Source organism: Pseudomonas sp. LB3P31, from assembly GCF_054897945.1.
In genome coordinates this window covers 1,168,174-1,185,060 of record NZ_CM142710.1, presented here as the reverse complement: position 1 = coordinate 1,185,060, position 16,887 = coordinate 1,168,174, and the positions used below count along the sequence as shown (strand labels likewise).

General features: G+C 61.1%; 17 protein-coding genes. 11 read left to right on the top strand and 6 right to left on the bottom strand.

All coding sequences use genetic code 11. From position 1 onward, the window contains the following. Nucleotides 1-33: 33 nt before the first annotated feature. Complete coding sequence (locus ACYZTK_RS05260) at nucleotides 34-1,185, bottom strand: ABC transporter substrate-binding protein (RefSeq protein ID WP_462013478.1); 1,152 nt, start codon at nucleotides 1,183-1,185, stop codon at nucleotides 34-36. 718 nt (nucleotides 1,186-1,903) lie between these two features. Between ACYZTK_RS05260 and ACYZTK_RS05255 the strand changes: the two genes are divergently transcribed. The 11 genes from ACYZTK_RS05255 to ACYZTK_RS05205 all read left to right on the top strand — a co-directional run bounded on the left by ACYZTK_RS05255 (nucleotide 1,904) and on the right by ACYZTK_RS05205 (nucleotide 12,156). After that, complete coding sequence (locus ACYZTK_RS05255) at nucleotides 1,904-3,019, top strand: amidase (RefSeq protein ID WP_462013477.1); 1,116 nt, start codon at nucleotides 1,904-1,906, stop codon at nucleotides 3,017-3,019. Nucleotides 3,020-3,045: 26 nt separating this feature from the next. Further along, nucleotides 3,046-4,218 (top strand): acyl-CoA dehydrogenase family protein, encoded by a 1,173-nt coding sequence (locus ACYZTK_RS05250; protein WP_462013476.1) that lies wholly within the window; start codon nucleotides 3,046-3,048, stop codon nucleotides 4,216-4,218. A 27-nt stretch (nucleotides 4,219-4,245) separates the two neighbouring features. Continuing rightward, on the top strand, nucleotides 4,246-4,605 hold the full coding sequence (locus ACYZTK_RS05245) for an IacB protein (RefSeq protein ID WP_462013475.1): 360 nt from the start codon (nucleotides 4,246-4,248) through the stop codon (nucleotides 4,603-4,605). Nucleotides 4,606-4,621: 16 nt separating this feature from the next. Beyond that, on the top strand, nucleotides 4,622-5,155 hold the full coding sequence (locus ACYZTK_RS05240; RefSeq protein ID WP_462013474.1) for a nuclear transport factor 2 family protein: 534 nt from the start codon (nucleotides 4,622-4,624) through the stop codon (nucleotides 5,153-5,155). Between the two features lie 52 nt (nucleotides 5,156-5,207). Beyond that, nucleotides 5,208-6,482, top strand: coding sequence for an aromatic ring-hydroxylating oxygenase subunit alpha (locus ACYZTK_RS05235; protein ID WP_462013473.1), 1,275 nt, complete (start codon nucleotides 5,208-5,210; stop codon nucleotides 6,480-6,482). Between the two features lie 19 nt (nucleotides 6,483-6,501). Continuing rightward, nucleotides 6,502-6,978 carry an aromatic-ring-hydroxylating dioxygenase subunit beta gene (locus ACYZTK_RS05230; RefSeq protein WP_462014856.1) on the top strand — a complete coding sequence of 159 codons (477 nt, stop codon included), beginning with the start codon at nucleotides 6,502-6,504 and terminating at the stop codon, nucleotides 6,976-6,978. A gap of 10 nt (nucleotides 6,979-6,988) precedes the next feature. After that, nucleotides 6,989-7,729, top strand: a complete 741-nt coding sequence (locus ACYZTK_RS05225; protein ID WP_462013472.1) for an SDR family NAD(P)-dependent oxidoreductase — start codon at nucleotides 6,989-6,991, stop codon at nucleotides 7,727-7,729. A 134-nt stretch (nucleotides 7,730-7,863) separates the two neighbouring features. Then, the gene (locus ACYZTK_RS05220; protein WP_462013471.1) at nucleotides 7,864-8,823 is read left to right on the top strand and encodes a PDR/VanB family oxidoreductase; all 960 of its coding nucleotides are present in this window, start codon (nucleotides 7,864-7,866) and stop codon (nucleotides 8,821-8,823) included. Nucleotides 8,824-8,842: 19 nt separating this feature from the next. Then, nucleotides 8,843-9,343, top strand: coding sequence for a flavin reductase (locus ACYZTK_RS05215; RefSeq protein WP_462013470.1), 501 nt, complete (start codon nucleotides 8,843-8,845; stop codon nucleotides 9,341-9,343). A gap of 220 nt (nucleotides 9,344-9,563) precedes the next feature. Continuing rightward, nucleotides 9,564-10,841 (top strand): OprD family porin, encoded by a 1,278-nt coding sequence (locus tag ACYZTK_RS05210; RefSeq protein WP_462013469.1) that lies wholly within the window; start codon nucleotides 9,564-9,566, stop codon nucleotides 10,839-10,841. Between the two features lie 121 nt (nucleotides 10,842-10,962). Then, a complete protein-coding gene (locus ACYZTK_RS05205) occupies nucleotides 10,963-12,156 on the top strand; it encodes an alpha-hydroxy acid oxidase (RefSeq protein WP_462013468.1) in 1,194 nt (397 codons plus the stop codon). Between the two features lie 128 nt (nucleotides 12,157-12,284). Here ACYZTK_RS05205 and ACYZTK_RS05200 read toward each other — a convergent pair whose 3' ends face one another. From ACYZTK_RS05200 to ACYZTK_RS05180, 5 genes are all read right to left on the bottom strand, one after another. After that, entirely contained in the window at nucleotides 12,285-12,971 is a 687-nt protein-coding gene (locus ACYZTK_RS05200) for an ABC transporter ATP-binding protein (protein WP_462013467.1), read from the bottom strand. Then, nucleotides 12,964-13,713, bottom strand: a complete 750-nt coding sequence (locus ACYZTK_RS05195; protein ID WP_462013466.1) for an ABC transporter ATP-binding protein — start codon at nucleotides 13,711-13,713, stop codon at nucleotides 12,964-12,966. The genes ACYZTK_RS05200 and ACYZTK_RS05195 overlap by 8 nt, the downstream gene beginning before the upstream one ends. Next, a complete protein-coding gene (locus ACYZTK_RS05190; protein WP_462013465.1) occupies nucleotides 13,710-14,723 on the bottom strand; it encodes a branched-chain amino acid ABC transporter permease in 1,014 nt (337 codons plus the stop codon). The genes ACYZTK_RS05195 and ACYZTK_RS05190 overlap by 4 nt, the downstream gene beginning before the upstream one ends. 10 nt (nucleotides 14,724-14,733) lie before the next feature. Beyond that, complete coding sequence (locus ACYZTK_RS05185) at nucleotides 14,734-15,645, bottom strand: branched-chain amino acid ABC transporter permease (protein WP_462013464.1); 912 nt, start codon at nucleotides 15,643-15,645, stop codon at nucleotides 14,734-14,736. A 64-nt stretch (nucleotides 15,646-15,709) separates the two neighbouring features. Next, nucleotides 15,710-16,870, bottom strand: a complete 1,161-nt coding sequence (locus tag ACYZTK_RS05180) for an ABC transporter substrate-binding protein (protein WP_462013463.1) — start codon at nucleotides 16,868-16,870, stop codon at nucleotides 15,710-15,712. Nucleotides 16,871-16,887: the final 17 nt, after the last annotated feature.

The window sequence follows — 16,887 nt, the reverse complement described above, 5'->3', positions numbered from 1 at the left end:
GCCGGCAGTCGGGCAGCGGGCTGTGCGCCCGGGTCAGTTGTCCTTCAACAGCATCCAGTTGCCGTTCTTCACCACGATCAGTTCGCGACCGCGCTCGTCGAAGCCGCTGTGGTCTTGCGCCGTCATGTTGTAAACGCCTTGGGTACCCGCCAGTTCGTGGCTTTGCTCCAGTGCATCACGCAGGGCAGCGCGAAACTCAGGCGTGCCCGGCGCAGCTTTGGCGGACGCAATCGGGATCGCCTGTTGCAGCAACAGGCCGGCGTCGAAGGTGTTACCGCCGAAGGTCGCGGGCTTGCTGCCGTTGAGCTTTTCGTAGGCGGCGGTGTAGTCGCTGGCGATTTTCTTCGAAGGGTGGCTGTCGGGGATTTCGTCGAGTACCAGCATCAGGCTCGCGGCCAGGACGGTGCCCTCGACTTTCTTGCCGCCCAGCTTGAGGAAGTCCGGCAGCGCGGCGCCATGGGTCTGGTAGACCTGGCCACGATACCCCTGGTCGAACAGAGTGGTCTGCGGCATCACTGCCGAGCTGCCGGGGGCTGCAACCAGCACGGCGTCAGGCCGCGAGGCGAGAATTTTCAGGCTCTGTCCGGTGACCGAGGTGTCCTGGCGCTGGAAGCGCTCATTGGCCACGACCTTGATGTTCTGCTGCGCGGCGAGGCCGGCCATGACCTTGGCCCAATTCTCGCCATAGGGATCGCCAGTGCCGATAAAGCCGAGGGTCTTCACGCCTTTTTTGGCCATGTGTTCAAACAGCGCCTTGGCGATCAGGTCATCGTTTTGCGTGGTCTTGAACACCCATTTTTTCTGCTCGGTCATCGGCAGCACCACCGCCGCAGTGCCCACCGGCGCCAGTAACGGCACGCCGGCCTCAGCAACAAACTGGATCACGCCCATGGCGTTGGGCGAACCGCTCGGGCCGATGATGGCGTCGACCTTTTCTTCATCGATCAGCTTCTTCAGGGCCTTCACCGTGGCCGTCGGGTCGCTCGCGTCATCCAGGGAAATGTACTTAACCGCCTGGTCGCCAGCCTGGGTCGGCAGCAACGGTACGGTGTTTTTCTGTGGCAGGCCGACCAGCGCGATCGGCCCGGTGGAGGAGGTGATGACACCGATTTTCACTTCAGCCTGCGCGGCGGCGGCGCAGGCGGCACTCAACAACAAGGTGGACACGGCTTTTCTGAAAAGCATGACTTTCTCCGAAGAGTTGCAACGCTGCAAAAGGCTAATGGCCGACCGCCTCGATCACCACGTGATGCGAGTGCGGCCCAAGGTACGGCCCTGTTTTTTTTCTAACTGCTGCCAGACCCAAGAGCAGATTGCATGCCAGAAATTTTTTTGGTGCATCGCTGGCGGGTGTTACCGGGGACTTCAGTCCGCTCGCCTGGAGGCTTTCGAAGTGGGTGGTTTGACGGGGCGGGTGAGGGTCGTCGCAGGGTAGGGCAAGTCGCCACCACGCCATGCCGAACAAGGCTTTGATCTGGATCACTAAGCGTCTGATTAGCCGAAAAAAGCCTTGGTTAAAAACCAAAAAACACCTGTTTTAAGGTGAATTATGCGGCTGAATTTTGACGAATTTATTTTTTGAAATAGCAGTTTTTAATCAAAGTCTGCGCTCGAAATTTTTCGAAATATTTGAGTGATGCAGGTGTAATAGATTGAAGTAAATTATTGATATACAACGATAAATCAAAGTTTTTTCGTCGATTTTGGGCTTTTCGGCTGTGTTACCAAACTGCACGCAGCTGGTGCGTAACCGCAAAATCTGCACCGAAAATACACACTATTTTATTCGGTAAAATTCAATTGACATTTCACGTAAATATTACGATTTTAGATTTAAGCGATTGCAGCGCCTTCATGCCGAGGGCGTCCGATCTGATGACACATAAGCGAGCAGGTACAGAGCATGTCGATTGTTGTCGAGGATTTAGCCTTAGGCGGTAGCGGCCCTTCGGTCATGGTGAAAGACACCATCGACATCGCCGGCCATGCGACCCGCGCTTCCAGCCAGGCCCTGGCCGATGCCCCCGCTGCCACCGAACATGCACACGTGGTTCAGGCAGTGCTGGATGCGGGTTGCCAGATCACCGGTAAAACCAGCCTGCATGAATTGGCGTTCGGCACCACCGGCCTCAACGCCTGGACCGGCACTGCAGCCAATCCACGCTATCCGGGCTACATTCCTGGCGGCTCTTCCAGTGGTTCGGCGGCAGCTGTCGCGGCAGGCCTTTGCGACTTCGCACTGGGCACCGACACCGGGGGTTCGGTACGGATTCCCGCCGCGTGCTGCGGAGTCTTCGGGCTCAAGCCAACGTTCGGCCGGGTCAGCCGCCAGGGCGTCATGCCAGCCCAGAGCAGCCTCGATTGCGTAGGGCCGCTGGCGCGGGACATGGACTGCCTGATTCAGGCGATGCACGTCATCGACCCGACCTTCAAGGCGCCAGCAGCGCTGCTGGAGAATCTTTCAATCGGTGTGGTCGCGGTCCACGCCGATGAGCAAATCCACACTGTAGTGAACCAGGCCCTGGCCCGTTCGCGCTTCCCACTCAGCGAGCAAGCGCTGCCAGGAATGCTCGCCGCTTACGGCGCCGGGATGGTAGTGATCAACGCCGAAACCTGGGCCGCCTGTGGCCATCTGCTGCAAACCGGCAAGGTTGGCGAGGACGTCGCCGGCCGCCTGCGTGCTGCCAGCCTGACCACTGCCGAGTCCGTCGCAGAGGCCGAGATAGTCCGTCGCGCCTTTACCGCAGAGGTGGACGCGGCCCTGGCGATTACGCCGATCCTGGCCATGCCGACCATGCCCGATTTCCCATTGCTGGTCGCCGATGCGGCCGACACCCGCGCGGCCCTGGGGATGACCTCTCTGGTGCGCGCTTTCAACCTTTCCGGTCACCCGGCCCTGAGCATTCCCCTGGAAAGCGCTTCGGGACTCCCGGTAGGCCTTCAACTGATTGCCGCCCATGGCGCGGACGAACTGCTGTGTGCAGTCGGCCGCGAGCTGGTCCGGCGCCTGGAAGAGTAATCGACATGCTGACTATGGAGAAAACCATGACTGCGCCAAGCGAGCTGGATCAACAGCACCGCGCGCCGATCACGGCGAATGAAGCGTTTCAGAAGCTGCTGGTCGAGATTCGTGAGCGGGCCCGGAACGAAGAATTCGACCAGCAGAAATTCATCTCGCAGGACGTGATCGAGCAGTTCCGCACGCTCGGCGTTTACCGCGCCCTGGTGCCCAAGCGCTTCGGCGGTGACGAGCGTTCGCCGGCCGAGTTCTGCCAGATGGTCGAGGATATCTCCATCGCCGACGGCTCCGCCGGCTGGGTCGCGAGCTTCGGCATGAGCCCGGTGTACCTGGCGGCGTTGCCTTTGGAAACCATCAAGAAAATCTATGCCGACTCGCCTGACGTGGTGTTCGCTGGCGGGATCTTCCCACCGCAGCCTGCGTCCTTCGTCGACGGTGGCCTGGAGGTCAACGGCCGCTGGAAATTCTCCAGCGGTTGCATGGGTGCGTCGCTGATCGGCGTCGGTATCAGCCCGAAAAATGGCGACATGCTCGGCCTGCCGCGACTGGCGGTGATGCCGCGGGAAAAGGTCCGCATCGAAGAAACCTGGAACGTGGTCGGCCTGGTCGGTACCGGTAGCCATGACGTCGTGGTTGAAGGCGTGGTGGTGCCGGAGGAGTGGACGTTCGTGCGCGGTGGTCCGTCGAATCTCGACGAACCGTTTTTCCGTTATCCGTCGCTGTCGTTCGCCACCCAGGTGTTGTCGGTGGTCGGTCTCGGCGTTGCGCGCGCAGCGCTCGATGAGTTGAGCGGCATGGCCAGTGGGCGCATCTCCGTGACCGGCGCACCATCGTTGTCCGACCGGCCACTGGCCCAGGTCGAGATGGCCAAGGCCGAGGCGGCGCTGCGTGCTGCGCGTTCGTGGTTTTACCAGTCCATCGACGATGCCTGGGCCAGCGTCCTGGCCGGTGATCCGGTGAGCGTCGAGCAGACCAACATGCTGCGCCTGTCCTCGACCCACGCCACCCGGGTTGCGGCCGATGTCGCGCGCACCGCGCAGATGCTTTCGGGCATGAGCGGGGTGTACCGCACCAGCCCGCTGTCGCGTTTCGTCAACGATACCCAAGTCATTACCCAGCACGCCTTCATGGGCGATATGACCTACCAGAACGCCGGCGCGATTTTCTTCGGCAACAAGCCGCTGCCCGGCTACCTGTAATTTTTTTCCTACTGAATGGTGAACCCCATGACCGATAAAAAAGCCCTGCGAGTGTTGTTCTGCATCGGCATCAACCAGAACTTCTTTGATGCCCCACGCCCCGAGGCCCTGGAAGTCTGGGCCGCGTTCGGCGCCATGTGGAACGGCATCGCCGATCTGCCAGGCGTGACCATACTGGGCAACATGGACGACGACCAGAGCATGGTCGGCCCGTCTGCTGGCTGGCCCTGGACGACCTACCTGCTGGCCGATGTGCCAGACATCGAAACCGTCCACGCCGCCTGCAACCTGTTCCGCACCACTGACGTCGGCAATGGCCCGTACAAGCTCTGGAAGTACTGCAAGGTCGAGGCCCGTACCGGCCGCGAACTGATCATCCAGCGCTGAATCGAGAGAAGTCGCCATGTCATCACAAGAGCATTTGCGCGCGCTGGAACAGCGGCTTGAGCAGCTGGAAAGCGAGAACGCGATCCGCGCCTGCATGAACCGCTACATGGTTCTGTGCGACGAGTTGGGCGTGAATTCGCCCCTCGACGAACTGGCCGGATTGTTCACCGCGCAGGCGGTCTGGGAAGGCAAGGGCGCCAAGTACCAGAACAGTTTTGGCGGCTATCGCGGGCGTGAGGCGATCAAGGCGATGTTCGCGACTTACATGGTCGAGCCGGCGCACTTCGCGTTGAACGTGCACTTCCTGACCTCGGAACTGATCCAGGTCAGCGGCGCCGTCGCGCAGGCCAGTTGGGTGATGTTGCAGACCTCGACGTTCGCTTCGGGCGCCTCGCACCTCAACAGCGCCCGCCTGACCGTGGAGTTTGCGCAAGAGCAGGGACAGTGGCGCATGGCGCACTTCCAGACCGAGAACCTGTTCAGCCGTCCGGTGGACACCTGGAACAGTGACGCGCACCTGCCCGTACCCGACAAAGCCGGCCAGTCCTGAGCGCAATACCCAGAATTCTTAGAGTCGGCGAGCCAGCCGACGAGGAGTGATCGTGAATAACCTGATATCCGCAGTAAACCTGGACGCCAGCCCGTCCGAACTGGTCTTGCATGACCGAGTGCACACGTCGCTGTACACCGATGGCAAGATCTTCGATCAAGAGCTGGACAAGATTTTCTACAGCACCTGGATCTGGGTCGCCCACGCCAGCGAGATTCCCGAGTCCGGCAGCTACAAGAGCACCTACATCGGCAAGCAGCCGGTGATCGTGGTGCGCGACCGCAAGAAGGAAGTGCACGTCCTGCTCAACCGTTGCCGGCACCGTGGCGCAACGGTCTGCGAGCACAAGAAAGGCAAGGCCAACAGCTTCGTCTGCCCGTACCACGGCTGGAGCTACGCCCTGGACGGCAGCCTGCGCGGAGTACCGCACCCGGAAAGCTACGGCGATTGCCTGGACAAGTCCGAGCTGCCGCTGGTGAGCCTGCGGGTCGAGCAGTACAACGGCATGATCTTCGCTACCTTCAAGGACGATATCGAGCCCCTGGTCGATTTCCTCGGCCCGGCGAAAAAATGGATCGACCTGTTCATGAAGCAGGGCGCCGGTTACCCGGTAAAAGTCGGTGGCGAGCATCGCTTCCGCTTCCCGGGCAACTGGAAGATCCAGCTGGAAAACACCACCGACGCCTATCACTTCCCGCTGGTACACAAGTCGTTCCTGTCGTCCGTGGATGAACAGACCCTGGAGTTGTTCGACTTCGTCAAAGGGCCTGGTTATGTCGAAGACCTGGGCAACGGCCACAGCGTGATGGTGATGATCCCCGATCTGGTTGACCTGGAAGCCAACCTCGACCTGCCTATCCCTGAGCGATTCGAAGACCTCGCCGTGCAGTTGCGCGCCGAAGGCCAGGATGAGCAGTCGGTGCGGCGCATCGTGCGAGCGGTGGGCGGTTCTGGTTTCAACCTCAACCTGTTCCCCAACATCGCCTGTTCCATGGCGTTCTTCCGGGTGCTGCAGCCGATTGCGGTGGACGAGACCGAAATCCATCACGCGGTGATCACCATGGACGGCGGCCCGGCTGTGGCCAATCGTTATCGCCTGCGCCTGCATGAGCACTTCCAGGGCCCGATGGGCTTTGGTACCCCGGACGATTCCGAAGCCTGGGAGCGCGTACAGCGTGGCGCCAGTGCCGGCACCGACCTGTGGATCATGCTCAACCGCGGCCTGCCCGGCGAAACCAAATCCGAAGACGGGCTGGTGAGTGACGTGAGCGCCGAAACCGGTATGCGCGCTGGCTACCAGCAGTGGAAAAAGATGATGTCGGCCTGAGTCGACGGAGAACACCATGATTAATCTGCAATTGCTCAACCAGGTCAGCGCTTTCATCTGGCAGGAAGCGGACATGCTCGACCACGGCGATTTCGTCGAGTGGCTCGACCTGTGGACCGAGACCGCCACCTACATCATCCCGATCGATCCGCTGGAAACCGATTTCGAGAACACCCTGAACTACGCCTACGACGACCATCACATGCGCCAGTTGCGCGTGACCCGGTTGACCAGCGGCGAGTCGATTTCCACCACGCCGCGTGCGCGTACCGTGCGCAGCCAGTCGCGCTTTCGTGTGCTGTCGGATGATGACGGGATTGTCACCGTGCGCTGTGCGCAGAACCTGCGCGAGTTCCGCAAGGATGTACTCAAACAGTACACCGCCGATGTCACTTTTCAACTGGTGCGCAGCGGCGACAGTTTCAAGATCCAGCGCAAGCTGATCCAGCTGATCAACTCCACCGATACCCTCGCCGGTATCGGCTACATCCTCTGAGGACGTTGCCATGACACAGGTTGCATTGGTCACCGGCGCGGCCCAGGGGCTGGGCAAGAGCATCGCCGAACAGCTGCTGGCCGCCGGTTACCGGGTGGTCATCAGCGACCGTTCGCTGCAGTCGGCGCAAGCGACTGCCGCTGAACTCGACGCCACTGGCGAGCGGGTGCTGGCGCTCAAGCTCGACGTGACGAGCAAAGCCGATTTCGAGGCGGCGCTGGCCGCTGTCGTGGCGCACTGGGGGGTATTACATGTGGCGGTGAACAACGCCGCGATCACCATGACCACGCCGGTGATGCAGATCAGCCCGGAAGAGTTCGACCATGTCGTCAGCGTCAATCTGCGCGGTACCTTTGTTGGCTGCCAGGTTTTCGGCAGCTACCTGGCGGCCCAGGGTTACGGGCGGATCATCAACATGGCCTCCCTGGCCGGGCAGAACGGCGGCACCGCGACGGGCGCGCATTACGCCGCGTCCAAGGGCGCCATCGTTACCCTGACCAAGATCTTTGCCAAGGAGCTGGCAGCGTCTGGGGTGACGGTCAACGCCATCGCTCCGGGCCCCATCGAGTCGCCGGCGGTACGAGCCGCCGTGCCACCCGAGCGCCTGGAAAAACTGATCGAGGCGATCCCGGTCAGGCAATTGGGCAACGCCGGGTTCCTCGGCAAGCTGATCGTGCAACTGGCCAGCGAAGACGCCTTCTTCACCACCGGGGCGACCTGGGATGTGAACGGCGGGATCTTCATGCGCTGAGTCTGGCGCTGCATGTTTGAAGAAGCTGATTTTAAGAAGCTGATTTTAAGAAACTGATTTAAAGAAACTGATTTAAAGAAAAAACGGGGGCGCGCAACAGCGTCCCCCTGACAAGAAATTCGGGATGGTCCTGTATGAGCGATCAATTAATCAAAGTCGTCGTGCGCAAGCGCGAAGAGCAGGGCGAAGGGGTGGTCGTACTGGATCTCAGTGATCCGGCAGGGCAACCGTTGCCAGCCTTCGAGGCGGGTGCGCATGTCGATATCCACCTCAAGACCGGCCTGGTCCGTCAGTATTCGCTGTGCGGTGACCCGGCCAACGCTGGCGCCTATCGCCTGGGCGTACTCAAGGACCCGGCCTCGCGCGGTGGTTCGGTGGCGGTGCATGAGTTGCTGCAGGAAGGTCGCGAAATCGAGATCAGCCTGCCGCGCAATCACTTCCCGCTGGCCAGCGACGCCAAGCGCTCGATCCTGATCGGCGGCGGTATCGGCATCACGCCGATGGTTGCCATGGCCTATGCACTGAATGCCCGGGACAGCGATTTCGACTTGCACTATTGCGGACGTTCGCGCAGCCGCAGCGCGTTTCTCGATGAGCTGGGCAGCGCGGCGTTTGCCTCGCGCCTGCACACCCATTTCGACGACGAAGCGCCCGAGCAGAAACTCGACCTGGCCAAGGTCCTGGGCACCCCGCAAGCCGGCGTCCATGTGTACGTCTGCGGGCCGGCCGGGTTCATGGATTGGGTCATCGCCCAGGCACTGCAAGCCGGTTACGCCGACGATCATGTGCACCGCGAATACTTCCAGGTCGAAGTCGATGGCTCGGGCGCCGGCTTCGAAGTGGTAGCGCAACGCAGCGGCAAGACCGTGCAGGTTGCCGAAGGCCAGAGCATCGTCGATGCCCTGACCGCCGTCGGCATCAAGATTGAAGTGTCCTGTGAGCAGGGCGTATGCGGCACCTGCTTGTGCGACGTTATCGAAGGCGAACCGGATCACCGCGACGTCTATCTCACGGATGACGAAAAGTCCGCCAATGACCAGATTCTGCTGTGCTGTTCCCGGGCCAAGTCCTCGAAGCTGGTGCTGGATATCTGATAGACCGGAGGGTAAGACCATGGTCGATACAACTGGATTTCGTAACTCAATGGCAATGCTGGGTGGCGCGGTTTCGGTCATCACTACCGACGGCCCCGCCGGGCGCTTCGGCTTCACCGCTTCGGCGGTGTGCAGCGTTACCGACCAGCCGCCGACGCTGCTGGTGTGCATGAATCGCTCGTCGTTTTCCAACGTGCATTTCAAGAGCAACGGCGTGCTCAGCGTGAATGTTCTCACCGCAGGTCACCAGGAAGTGTCGGGGGCGTTTTCCAACCGCGACCTCGATACCGATCAGCGTTTTTCCTGCGCGTCCTGGAGCACCCTGGAAAGTGGTGCGCCGCTGCTCGATGAAGCCCTGGTGAGTTTCGACTGCCGGATCGCCCAGGCCCATGAAGTCGGGTCGCACACCATTTTCTATTGCGAGGTGCTGGGCATTCGTAATGGCGAGAGCCAGGAAGGCCTGGTGTATTTCAATCGCGCTTATCACCGCTTGGGAGATGCCTCGAAAGCAAACTTCTGATTGGCTAAAAGTACGATCTAACTTTTCCCGTATCGTTGAGTGTTTGAAAATAACTATAAAACGGTTGTCGCTGTTTTGGCGAATGACTGTGCTACGACTTTTTTGCAGTAAGTGGTTATAAAAACAATACTGCGGATTGACTGCCAAAGTTGCACTTTGCTGAATTGATCTGCTTCCACTAGCCGTGCCTGTGTGCATGCAAAAAATAAAGGAAAGTTCGATGTTCCAGAAGAACTGGATAAACCGTGGCCTATCCACTGCGGCCGTGATGGGGATCTTCACGCCGCTGGTGGCGCAGGCTGATTTCGTCGACGACAGCCAGGTCAGCCTGGGGATGCGCAACTTCTACATCGACCGCGATTTCAAGCAGGATGACGCGCCGCAATCACGGGTCGGCAGCTGGACCCAGGGCTTTGATTTTCGCGCCATTTCCGGTTACACCGAGGGCACCCTGCAATTTGGCCTGGACCTCTCGGCGCAGTACGCCTATCGCCTGGACGGCGGTGGTGGGCGGGGCCCGGACACGATTATCCCGTACGACACTAGCAAGGGCGAGCAAGTCCGCGACTACGGGCGTGCGGCGTTGACCGGCAAGGTTCGTTACAACAAGACCGAGCTCAAGGTCGGCGAACTGCGGCCGACGTTGCCGGTGGCCTACATCGATGACTCCCGGCAGTTGATCACTACCTACCACGGCGTACAGCTCGAATCCAAAGAGGTAGACAATCTGACGCTGACCGGTGGGCGCTTTACCGAGATCAGTTCCCGGGAGTCTTCCAACAGGGAGAAGATGTACCTGTTTAATGGTCCCAACGTTAAACGCCGCAGTGATGGTTTAAACTTCGGTGGTGCGACTTACCTGTTCACGCCGAACCTGTCCGGTACTTACTTTTTCGGTCAGCTGGAAGATATCTACAAACAACACTACCTGGGCCTGACCTATAACCATGATCTAGGTGCCGGGTACGGCTTGAAGACCGACCTGCGTTACTTCAATAACAGTGAAGACGGCAAGGCACTGTATGGTGATATCGACAACAAGTCCTACGGCATCATGACCACCGTGAAAAAGGGCGCCCATGCGATCGGCGTTGGTTACCAGCGCATGCTCGGTGAGTCGAGCTTCCCGACGCTCAACGGCTATGCGCCGCAGCCCTACCTGGTGAACTGGTCGACTGTGGCGTTCATCAAACCCAACGAAAGCTCCTGGCAACTGCGCTACGACTACAACTTTGCCGGCATGGGTTTGCCGGGGCTGAAGTTCATGACGCGTTACATACGCGGCACCGGCGTTGATCGGGGCAGCAACGCCCTGGACCAGAACGTCGAGAGCGAACGCAACATCGTGCTCGGCTACGTGGTGCAGAGCGGGGCGCTCAAGGACGTCGGCTTCGAATGGCGGCGCATCGACGTCAAGACCCGTTACGGCAATGGCAATGCGTCGGGTCCGGACTATCAGGAAAACCGCCTGATCACTACGTACACCTGGAAGTTCTGAAGTTTGTGGGAGCCGTTCGCGGCTCCCGGGATTGCCCGCGCATCGGGCAGTCCAATTACGGTTTTCCTCGGCCCGGATTGCTCCTCCCGGGCATTTTTTTGCTCAACTCAAAGGACTGTCTATGCGCCGTTTCCATACCGGCTCCGACCTGAGTCGTGTTCACAGCATCGCCGAATTGGCCAACCTGGCCCAACGGCGTCTGCCGTATTTCGCCTGGGAATACCTCAACGGCGGGGCCGAGGCCGAGTTGACCATGCAGGACAATCTCGACGCTTTCACGGGTTATGGCTTGCACTCCAGAGCCATGGTGCCTTGCCATGCCCCGGATACCTCCAGACTGGTGCTGGGCCAGGTGCTGCCCCTGCCGATGCTGATCGGGCCGACGGGTTATAACGGCCTGCTGCACCGGGATGCCGACATTCACCTGGCCAGGGCGGCGACGGCCAGGGGCCTGCCTTTCAGCCTGAGTACGGCGTCCAACACCTCGCTTGAGGACCTGGTCGCGGCGGCGCCCGGGGTTGACCTGTGGTTCCAGCTGTACGCCATGCGCGATCCACAGGTGCAGAAGGATTTGCTGCAGCGGGCCAGTGCCGTCGGTTGCCGCACCCTGGTGTTGACCTGCGACGCGATGGTGCTGGGCAATCGCGAATGGGACCGGCGCAACTTCGCCAGGCCACGGCAGCTGACCTGGCGCAACAAGCTCGACGTGCTCCGTCACCCGCGCTGGCTCAGGCAGACCCTGTGGCCGTCGGGACTGCCGGGCATGGGCAACCTTGAACCTTACTTGCCTGAGAATGAGCGCAGTCCCCTGGGGTCGATGGCCTTTATCGGCAAGCAGATGGACACCTTGCTTGACTGGGACATGCTGGCGCGCTTGCGCGATCAATGGAGCGGTCGGCTATTGCTCAAGGGGGTATTGCACCCCGCCGATGTGCAGCGCGCCGTCGCGCTGGGGCTCGATGGCGTGGTGATCTCCAACCACGGCGGTCGCCAGCTGGATGGAGCCCTGAGCAGCCTCGATGCACTGGCGGCCATCGCCCCCCAGGCACAAGGCAAACTCAGCCTGCTGCTCGACGGCGGCATCCGCCGCGGCAGCGACATCGTCAAGGCCTTGGCCCTGGGCGTCGACGCCGTCATGCTCGGCCGCGCGACCCTCTACGGCGCGGCGGTAGCCGGAGAAGCCGGCGTCACCCGCGCCCTGGATTTATTAAGCGAAGAACTGACGCGCAGCATGAACCTGATGGGCTGCACCCACCTCAACCACCTGGACCGCGACAGCCTGTTCCAGCGTCATGTGCAACGACAAAAATCCTGAGCAAAACCAAAAACCTGTAGGAGTGAGCCTGCTCGCGATGGACTTGAGAGCACCGCGTTTATCCTGAAAGCATTCGTAATCGTTTACGACCATCGCGAGCAAGCTTTGCTCCCACAGGAGATTCGCGGTCAAACCCCCAAATACCGCCGGGACAATTCTGGCGTCTCGGCCAACTGCCCCGGCGTCCCGCTCCATACCTGCCGGCCCTTTTCAATGATGTGGTGACAATCCACCACCCGTGCCATCTCCTTGAGGTTCTTGTCGATCACCAGAATCGTCTCGCCCTCAGCCTTCAAACTCGCCAGACAACTCCAGATCGTTTCACGAATGATCGGCGCCAGCCCCTCGGTGGCCTCATCGAGAATCAGCAACTGCGGATTGGTCAGAAGCGCGCGGGCCACTACCATCATCTGCTGCTCGCCACCGGAAAGCGTCTTCGACAACTGTTCCTGGCGCTCCTGCAGGCGCGGAAACAACGCGTAGATCCGCGCGAGATCCCACTTGCCCCGGGTCGCGGTCGCCAGCAGATTTTCCCGCACACTCAGGCTGCCAAACCCGCGCCGGCCCTCAGGCACCAGCCCCAATCCGGCCTGGGCAATGCGATAGGGCGGCGCGCCGCGCATCTCCCGGCCGTGAATCAGAATGCTCCCAGCCGTAGGCTTGAGCAGCCCCATGATCGATTTCACGGTAGTGGTCTTGCCCATGCCGTTGCGTCCGATCAGCGACACCACCTGACCCTGTTCGATCTTCAAGTGCATGTCGAACAGCACCTGGCTCAGGCCATAACCGGCCTGCAATCCACTGACTTCAAGCATGTTCTTCTCCCAGGTAGGCGGCGCGTACTTGCGGGTCGTTGCGAATCTGCTCGACGCTGCCGGTCAGAATGGTCTGGCCGTACACCAGCACGGTGATGCGGTCCGCCAGGGCGAACACCGCGTCCATGTCGTGCTCCACCAACAGGATCGCGTAACGACCCTTGAGCTCGAGGAGCAATTGCGTCATCCGTGCCGATTCCTCCGCGCCCATGCCCGCCATTGGCTCGTCGAGCAACAGCACCGAGGCCTCCTGAGCCAGGGCCAGGGCGATTTCCAGCTGCCGCCGTTCGCCGTGGGACAACTCACTGACCAGCGCCTGGCCGCGTGACGCGAGGCCGACTCGTTGCAGATAATCTGCCGCCGGCTCCAGCAGACGAGCGTCACTGCCAAGCGGCTTCCACATGCCAAACGTCTGACCTTCCCGCGCAGCAATGGCCACGGCGACGTTTTCCAGCAAGGTGAATTCCGGGTACAGCTGGCTGACCTGAAAGGCCCGCGCCAGTCCGAGGCCGGGCCGTTGGTGGGCCGGCACGTCGGTAATGTCCTGGCCGTTGAGAAAGATTCGCCCCTTGTCCGGACGAATTTCCCCGGCAATCTGCGAAATCAATGTGGATTTGCCCGCGCCATTGGGGCCGATGATTGCGTGCAGTTCCCCCGGTGCAATATCGAAGCTCGCACCGTTGGTGGCCTTGACCGCACCGAAGGATTTTTCCAGCGCCTGGATCGACAATTGCGGATTCATGGGCGCACCTCGCTGACAATGGCGGGCGCCGCCGGTGTTTTACCCCAGCGCGGCCACGGACTCAGCAGCAGGCCATACAGGCCTTTTTTGCCAAACAGCACCACCACCAGCAACAACGGACCGAAGATCAGCAGCCAGTGCTCGGTCCACAGGCTCAACACCTGTTCCAGACCCAGGTACACCGCCGCGCCCAATACCGGGCCCAGCAGGGTGCCAACGCCACCCAGAATCACCATCGCCATCAGCTCGCCGGACTTGTGCCAGGCGCCCATGTCCGGGCTGACGAACATCGCGTAATTGGCCCACAGGATACCGGCCAGGCCACCGCCAACCCCGGCAATCACGAAGGCCGTGAGCCGATAACGTAGCGGATGCAGACCCAGGCTGACGCTGCGCCGTTCGCTCTGCTTGAGGCCGCGCAGCACGTAGCCGAAACGCGAGTTCACCAGTCGGCGGCAGAACAGCAACCAGGCCACCAGCAGCCCCAGGCACAGGTAGTAGAACTGCACCGGGTTATCCAGATCCAGTCCCGGCAGGGTATTGCGCTCGCTGAGCAGGATGCCGTCATCGCCGCCGTACAGCGACAGAGAACTGAGGACGAAATAGAGCATCTGGCCGAACGCCAGGGTGATCATGATGAACTGCACGCCGCTGGTGCGCAGTGACAGATAACCGACCACCACGGCAAACAGCGCGCAGACCAGCAGTGACAGCGGCCACACAATCAGCGCGCTGCTGGAACCTTCCCAGCCCCACAACGGCATGGCCTGGGAGGTGTGAAAGCCGATCACCCCGACCACATAGCCACCCAGGCCGAAGAATGCCGCGTGGCCGAAGCTGATCATCGCGCCATAGCCGATTAGCAGGTCCAGGCTGGCGGCAGCCATGCCGTAGATCGCCAGGCGGGTGAACAGGCTGACGAGAAAAGGTTCGTGCAGCAACGACGCCAGCAATGGCAGGAGGGCGAACGTCGCCAGGCAGAGCAGGTCAATCAGGACTCGACGGGACATGGTGTTTTCCTCAGGCGCGGGCCGGTAGCAAGCCGCGTGGACGTACCAGCAGCACGACGGCCATGACGATGTAGGCGCTGGCTGAAATCAGCCCGCCACTCAAGGTGCCGCTGACTTCGGCGGGCAACAGTTGGTCGAGCAGCTGCGGGATATACGCCCGCCCCAGACCGTCGACCATGCCGATCAGCAGGGCCCCGGCGAGTGCGCCGCGCACCGAGCCGACGCCACCGACGACGATCACCACGAAGGTGGTGATCAGGACCTTTTCACCCATGCCGATTTCCACCGACAGCAGCGGCGCTGCCATGAAACCGGCGAGACCGCAGAGCACACAGCCAAAGACGAATACCAGGGTGTACAGGCGCGCGATGTTCACGCCCAGGGCGCCGACCATCTCGTGATCGTCGGCCCCGGCACGGATCAGCATGCCCAGGCGGGTGTGGTTGATCAGCAGCCACATGGCGATCGCCACCAGTGCGCCGGCCGCGATGAACAGCAGGCGGCTGACCGGGTACATCAAGCCGGGCAGGACTTCGACGAAAGTGCCGTACCACTCGGGCGTCGGCATCGCCGGCGGGCTGCGCCCGAACAACACGGTGATCAGCTCGTTGGTGAAAAACACCACCGCCAGGGTCGCCAGCACCTGATCCAGGTGATCGCGGCTGTAGAGCCGGCGCATGATGCTGGTTTCAATCAGCAGGCCGTACAGCGCCGAGCCGACGATCGCCGCCAGCCCGGCAAGCCAGAACGAACCGCTGGCCGACGCGGTGTAAGCAGCGCAAAACGCCCCGACCATGTAGAAAGCACCGTGGGCCAGGTTGATCACGCCCATGATGCCGAAGATCAGGGTCAGCCCGGATGCGAGCAAGAACAGCAGGGCGCTGTATTGCAGGCCGTTGAGTATTTGTTCGAGTAGCAGCATGCTGGGGAATCCTGTGAAAAGTGCCGGCGACCTCAGCCGCCAGGCACGTGTTCGAACGGTCAGGTCACAGGGCGCATTCAGCCGCGAAGCTGTCCACTTGCGATTTGGCGATGGTCTTCACCGGCACCTGGACCAGCTTGCCGTTGGCATCGGCTTCTACCCGCAGCAGGTACCAGTCGATGACCGCATGCTGGTTCTTGCCGAAAGCGAAGTCGCCACGGATCGAGTCGAACTTGACGTTGCGCAGGGCGTTGCGAAAAGCGTCGGCATCCTTCACGTTGCCGTCGACGCTCTTCAGCGCAGCGCCGATCAGCCGCGCGGTGTCATAGGTCTGGGCGGCATACACGGTCGGCACACGGTTGTATTTCTCGCTGAACGCCTTGACGAAGGCCTGGTTGGCCGGGTTGCTTGAGGCCGGGTTCCACAGGGTGACGATGTTCATGCCTTTGGCGACATCGCCGGTGGCGGCGAGCATGCGTTCGTCCATGGAGAACACGGGCACTACCATTGGAATGGTTTTGCCCAGGCCCGAGCTGCCGTATTGCTTGGCGAAGTTGATCCCGGCTCCGCCAGGGTGGAATTCAAAAATGGCATCCGGTGCCAGCGAACGTACCCGGGCCAGTTCAACCGAGAAATCCAGCTGGTTGAGCTTGGTGTAGATCTCGGTGACTTCACCTTTGTAGGTGCGCTTGAAGCCTTCCAGCGCATCGCGTCCACCCTGATAGTTCGGCGCCAGGATGACCATCTTCTTGTAGCCGAGGTCGTTGGCCGCGACGCCGGCCATTTCGTGGATCGTGTCGTTCTGGTACGAGGCCACGAAGTAGTTGGGTTTGCACTGCTTGCCGGCCAGGCTCGACGGGCCGGTGTTGTTGCTGATGTAGAAGCCGTCCTTGGTCGCGGTGTTCACCACTGCCGCCAGCACATTGGAAAAGATCACCCCGGTGTACAGCGAAATGCCGTCCAGGCTCATGCGGTCGATGATCTGCTTGGCGCGGGCCGGTTGCAGTCCGTCGTCCTCGACCAGCAGGCTCACGGGTACGCCGCCCAGCTTGCCGCCTTCCTGGTCGATCGCCAGCTGGAAACCGTCGCGGGAGTCTTCACCCAGGTAACCGGCGGGCGTCGACAGGGTGGTGATGAAACCGATGCGCACCGGGTCCTGGGCCTGAGCCAGCAGACTGGTCACGCAGCTGGCTGCCAGCAATGTACCCACGAGTAGTTTTTTCATAGTGCCGCCTTTAGTGA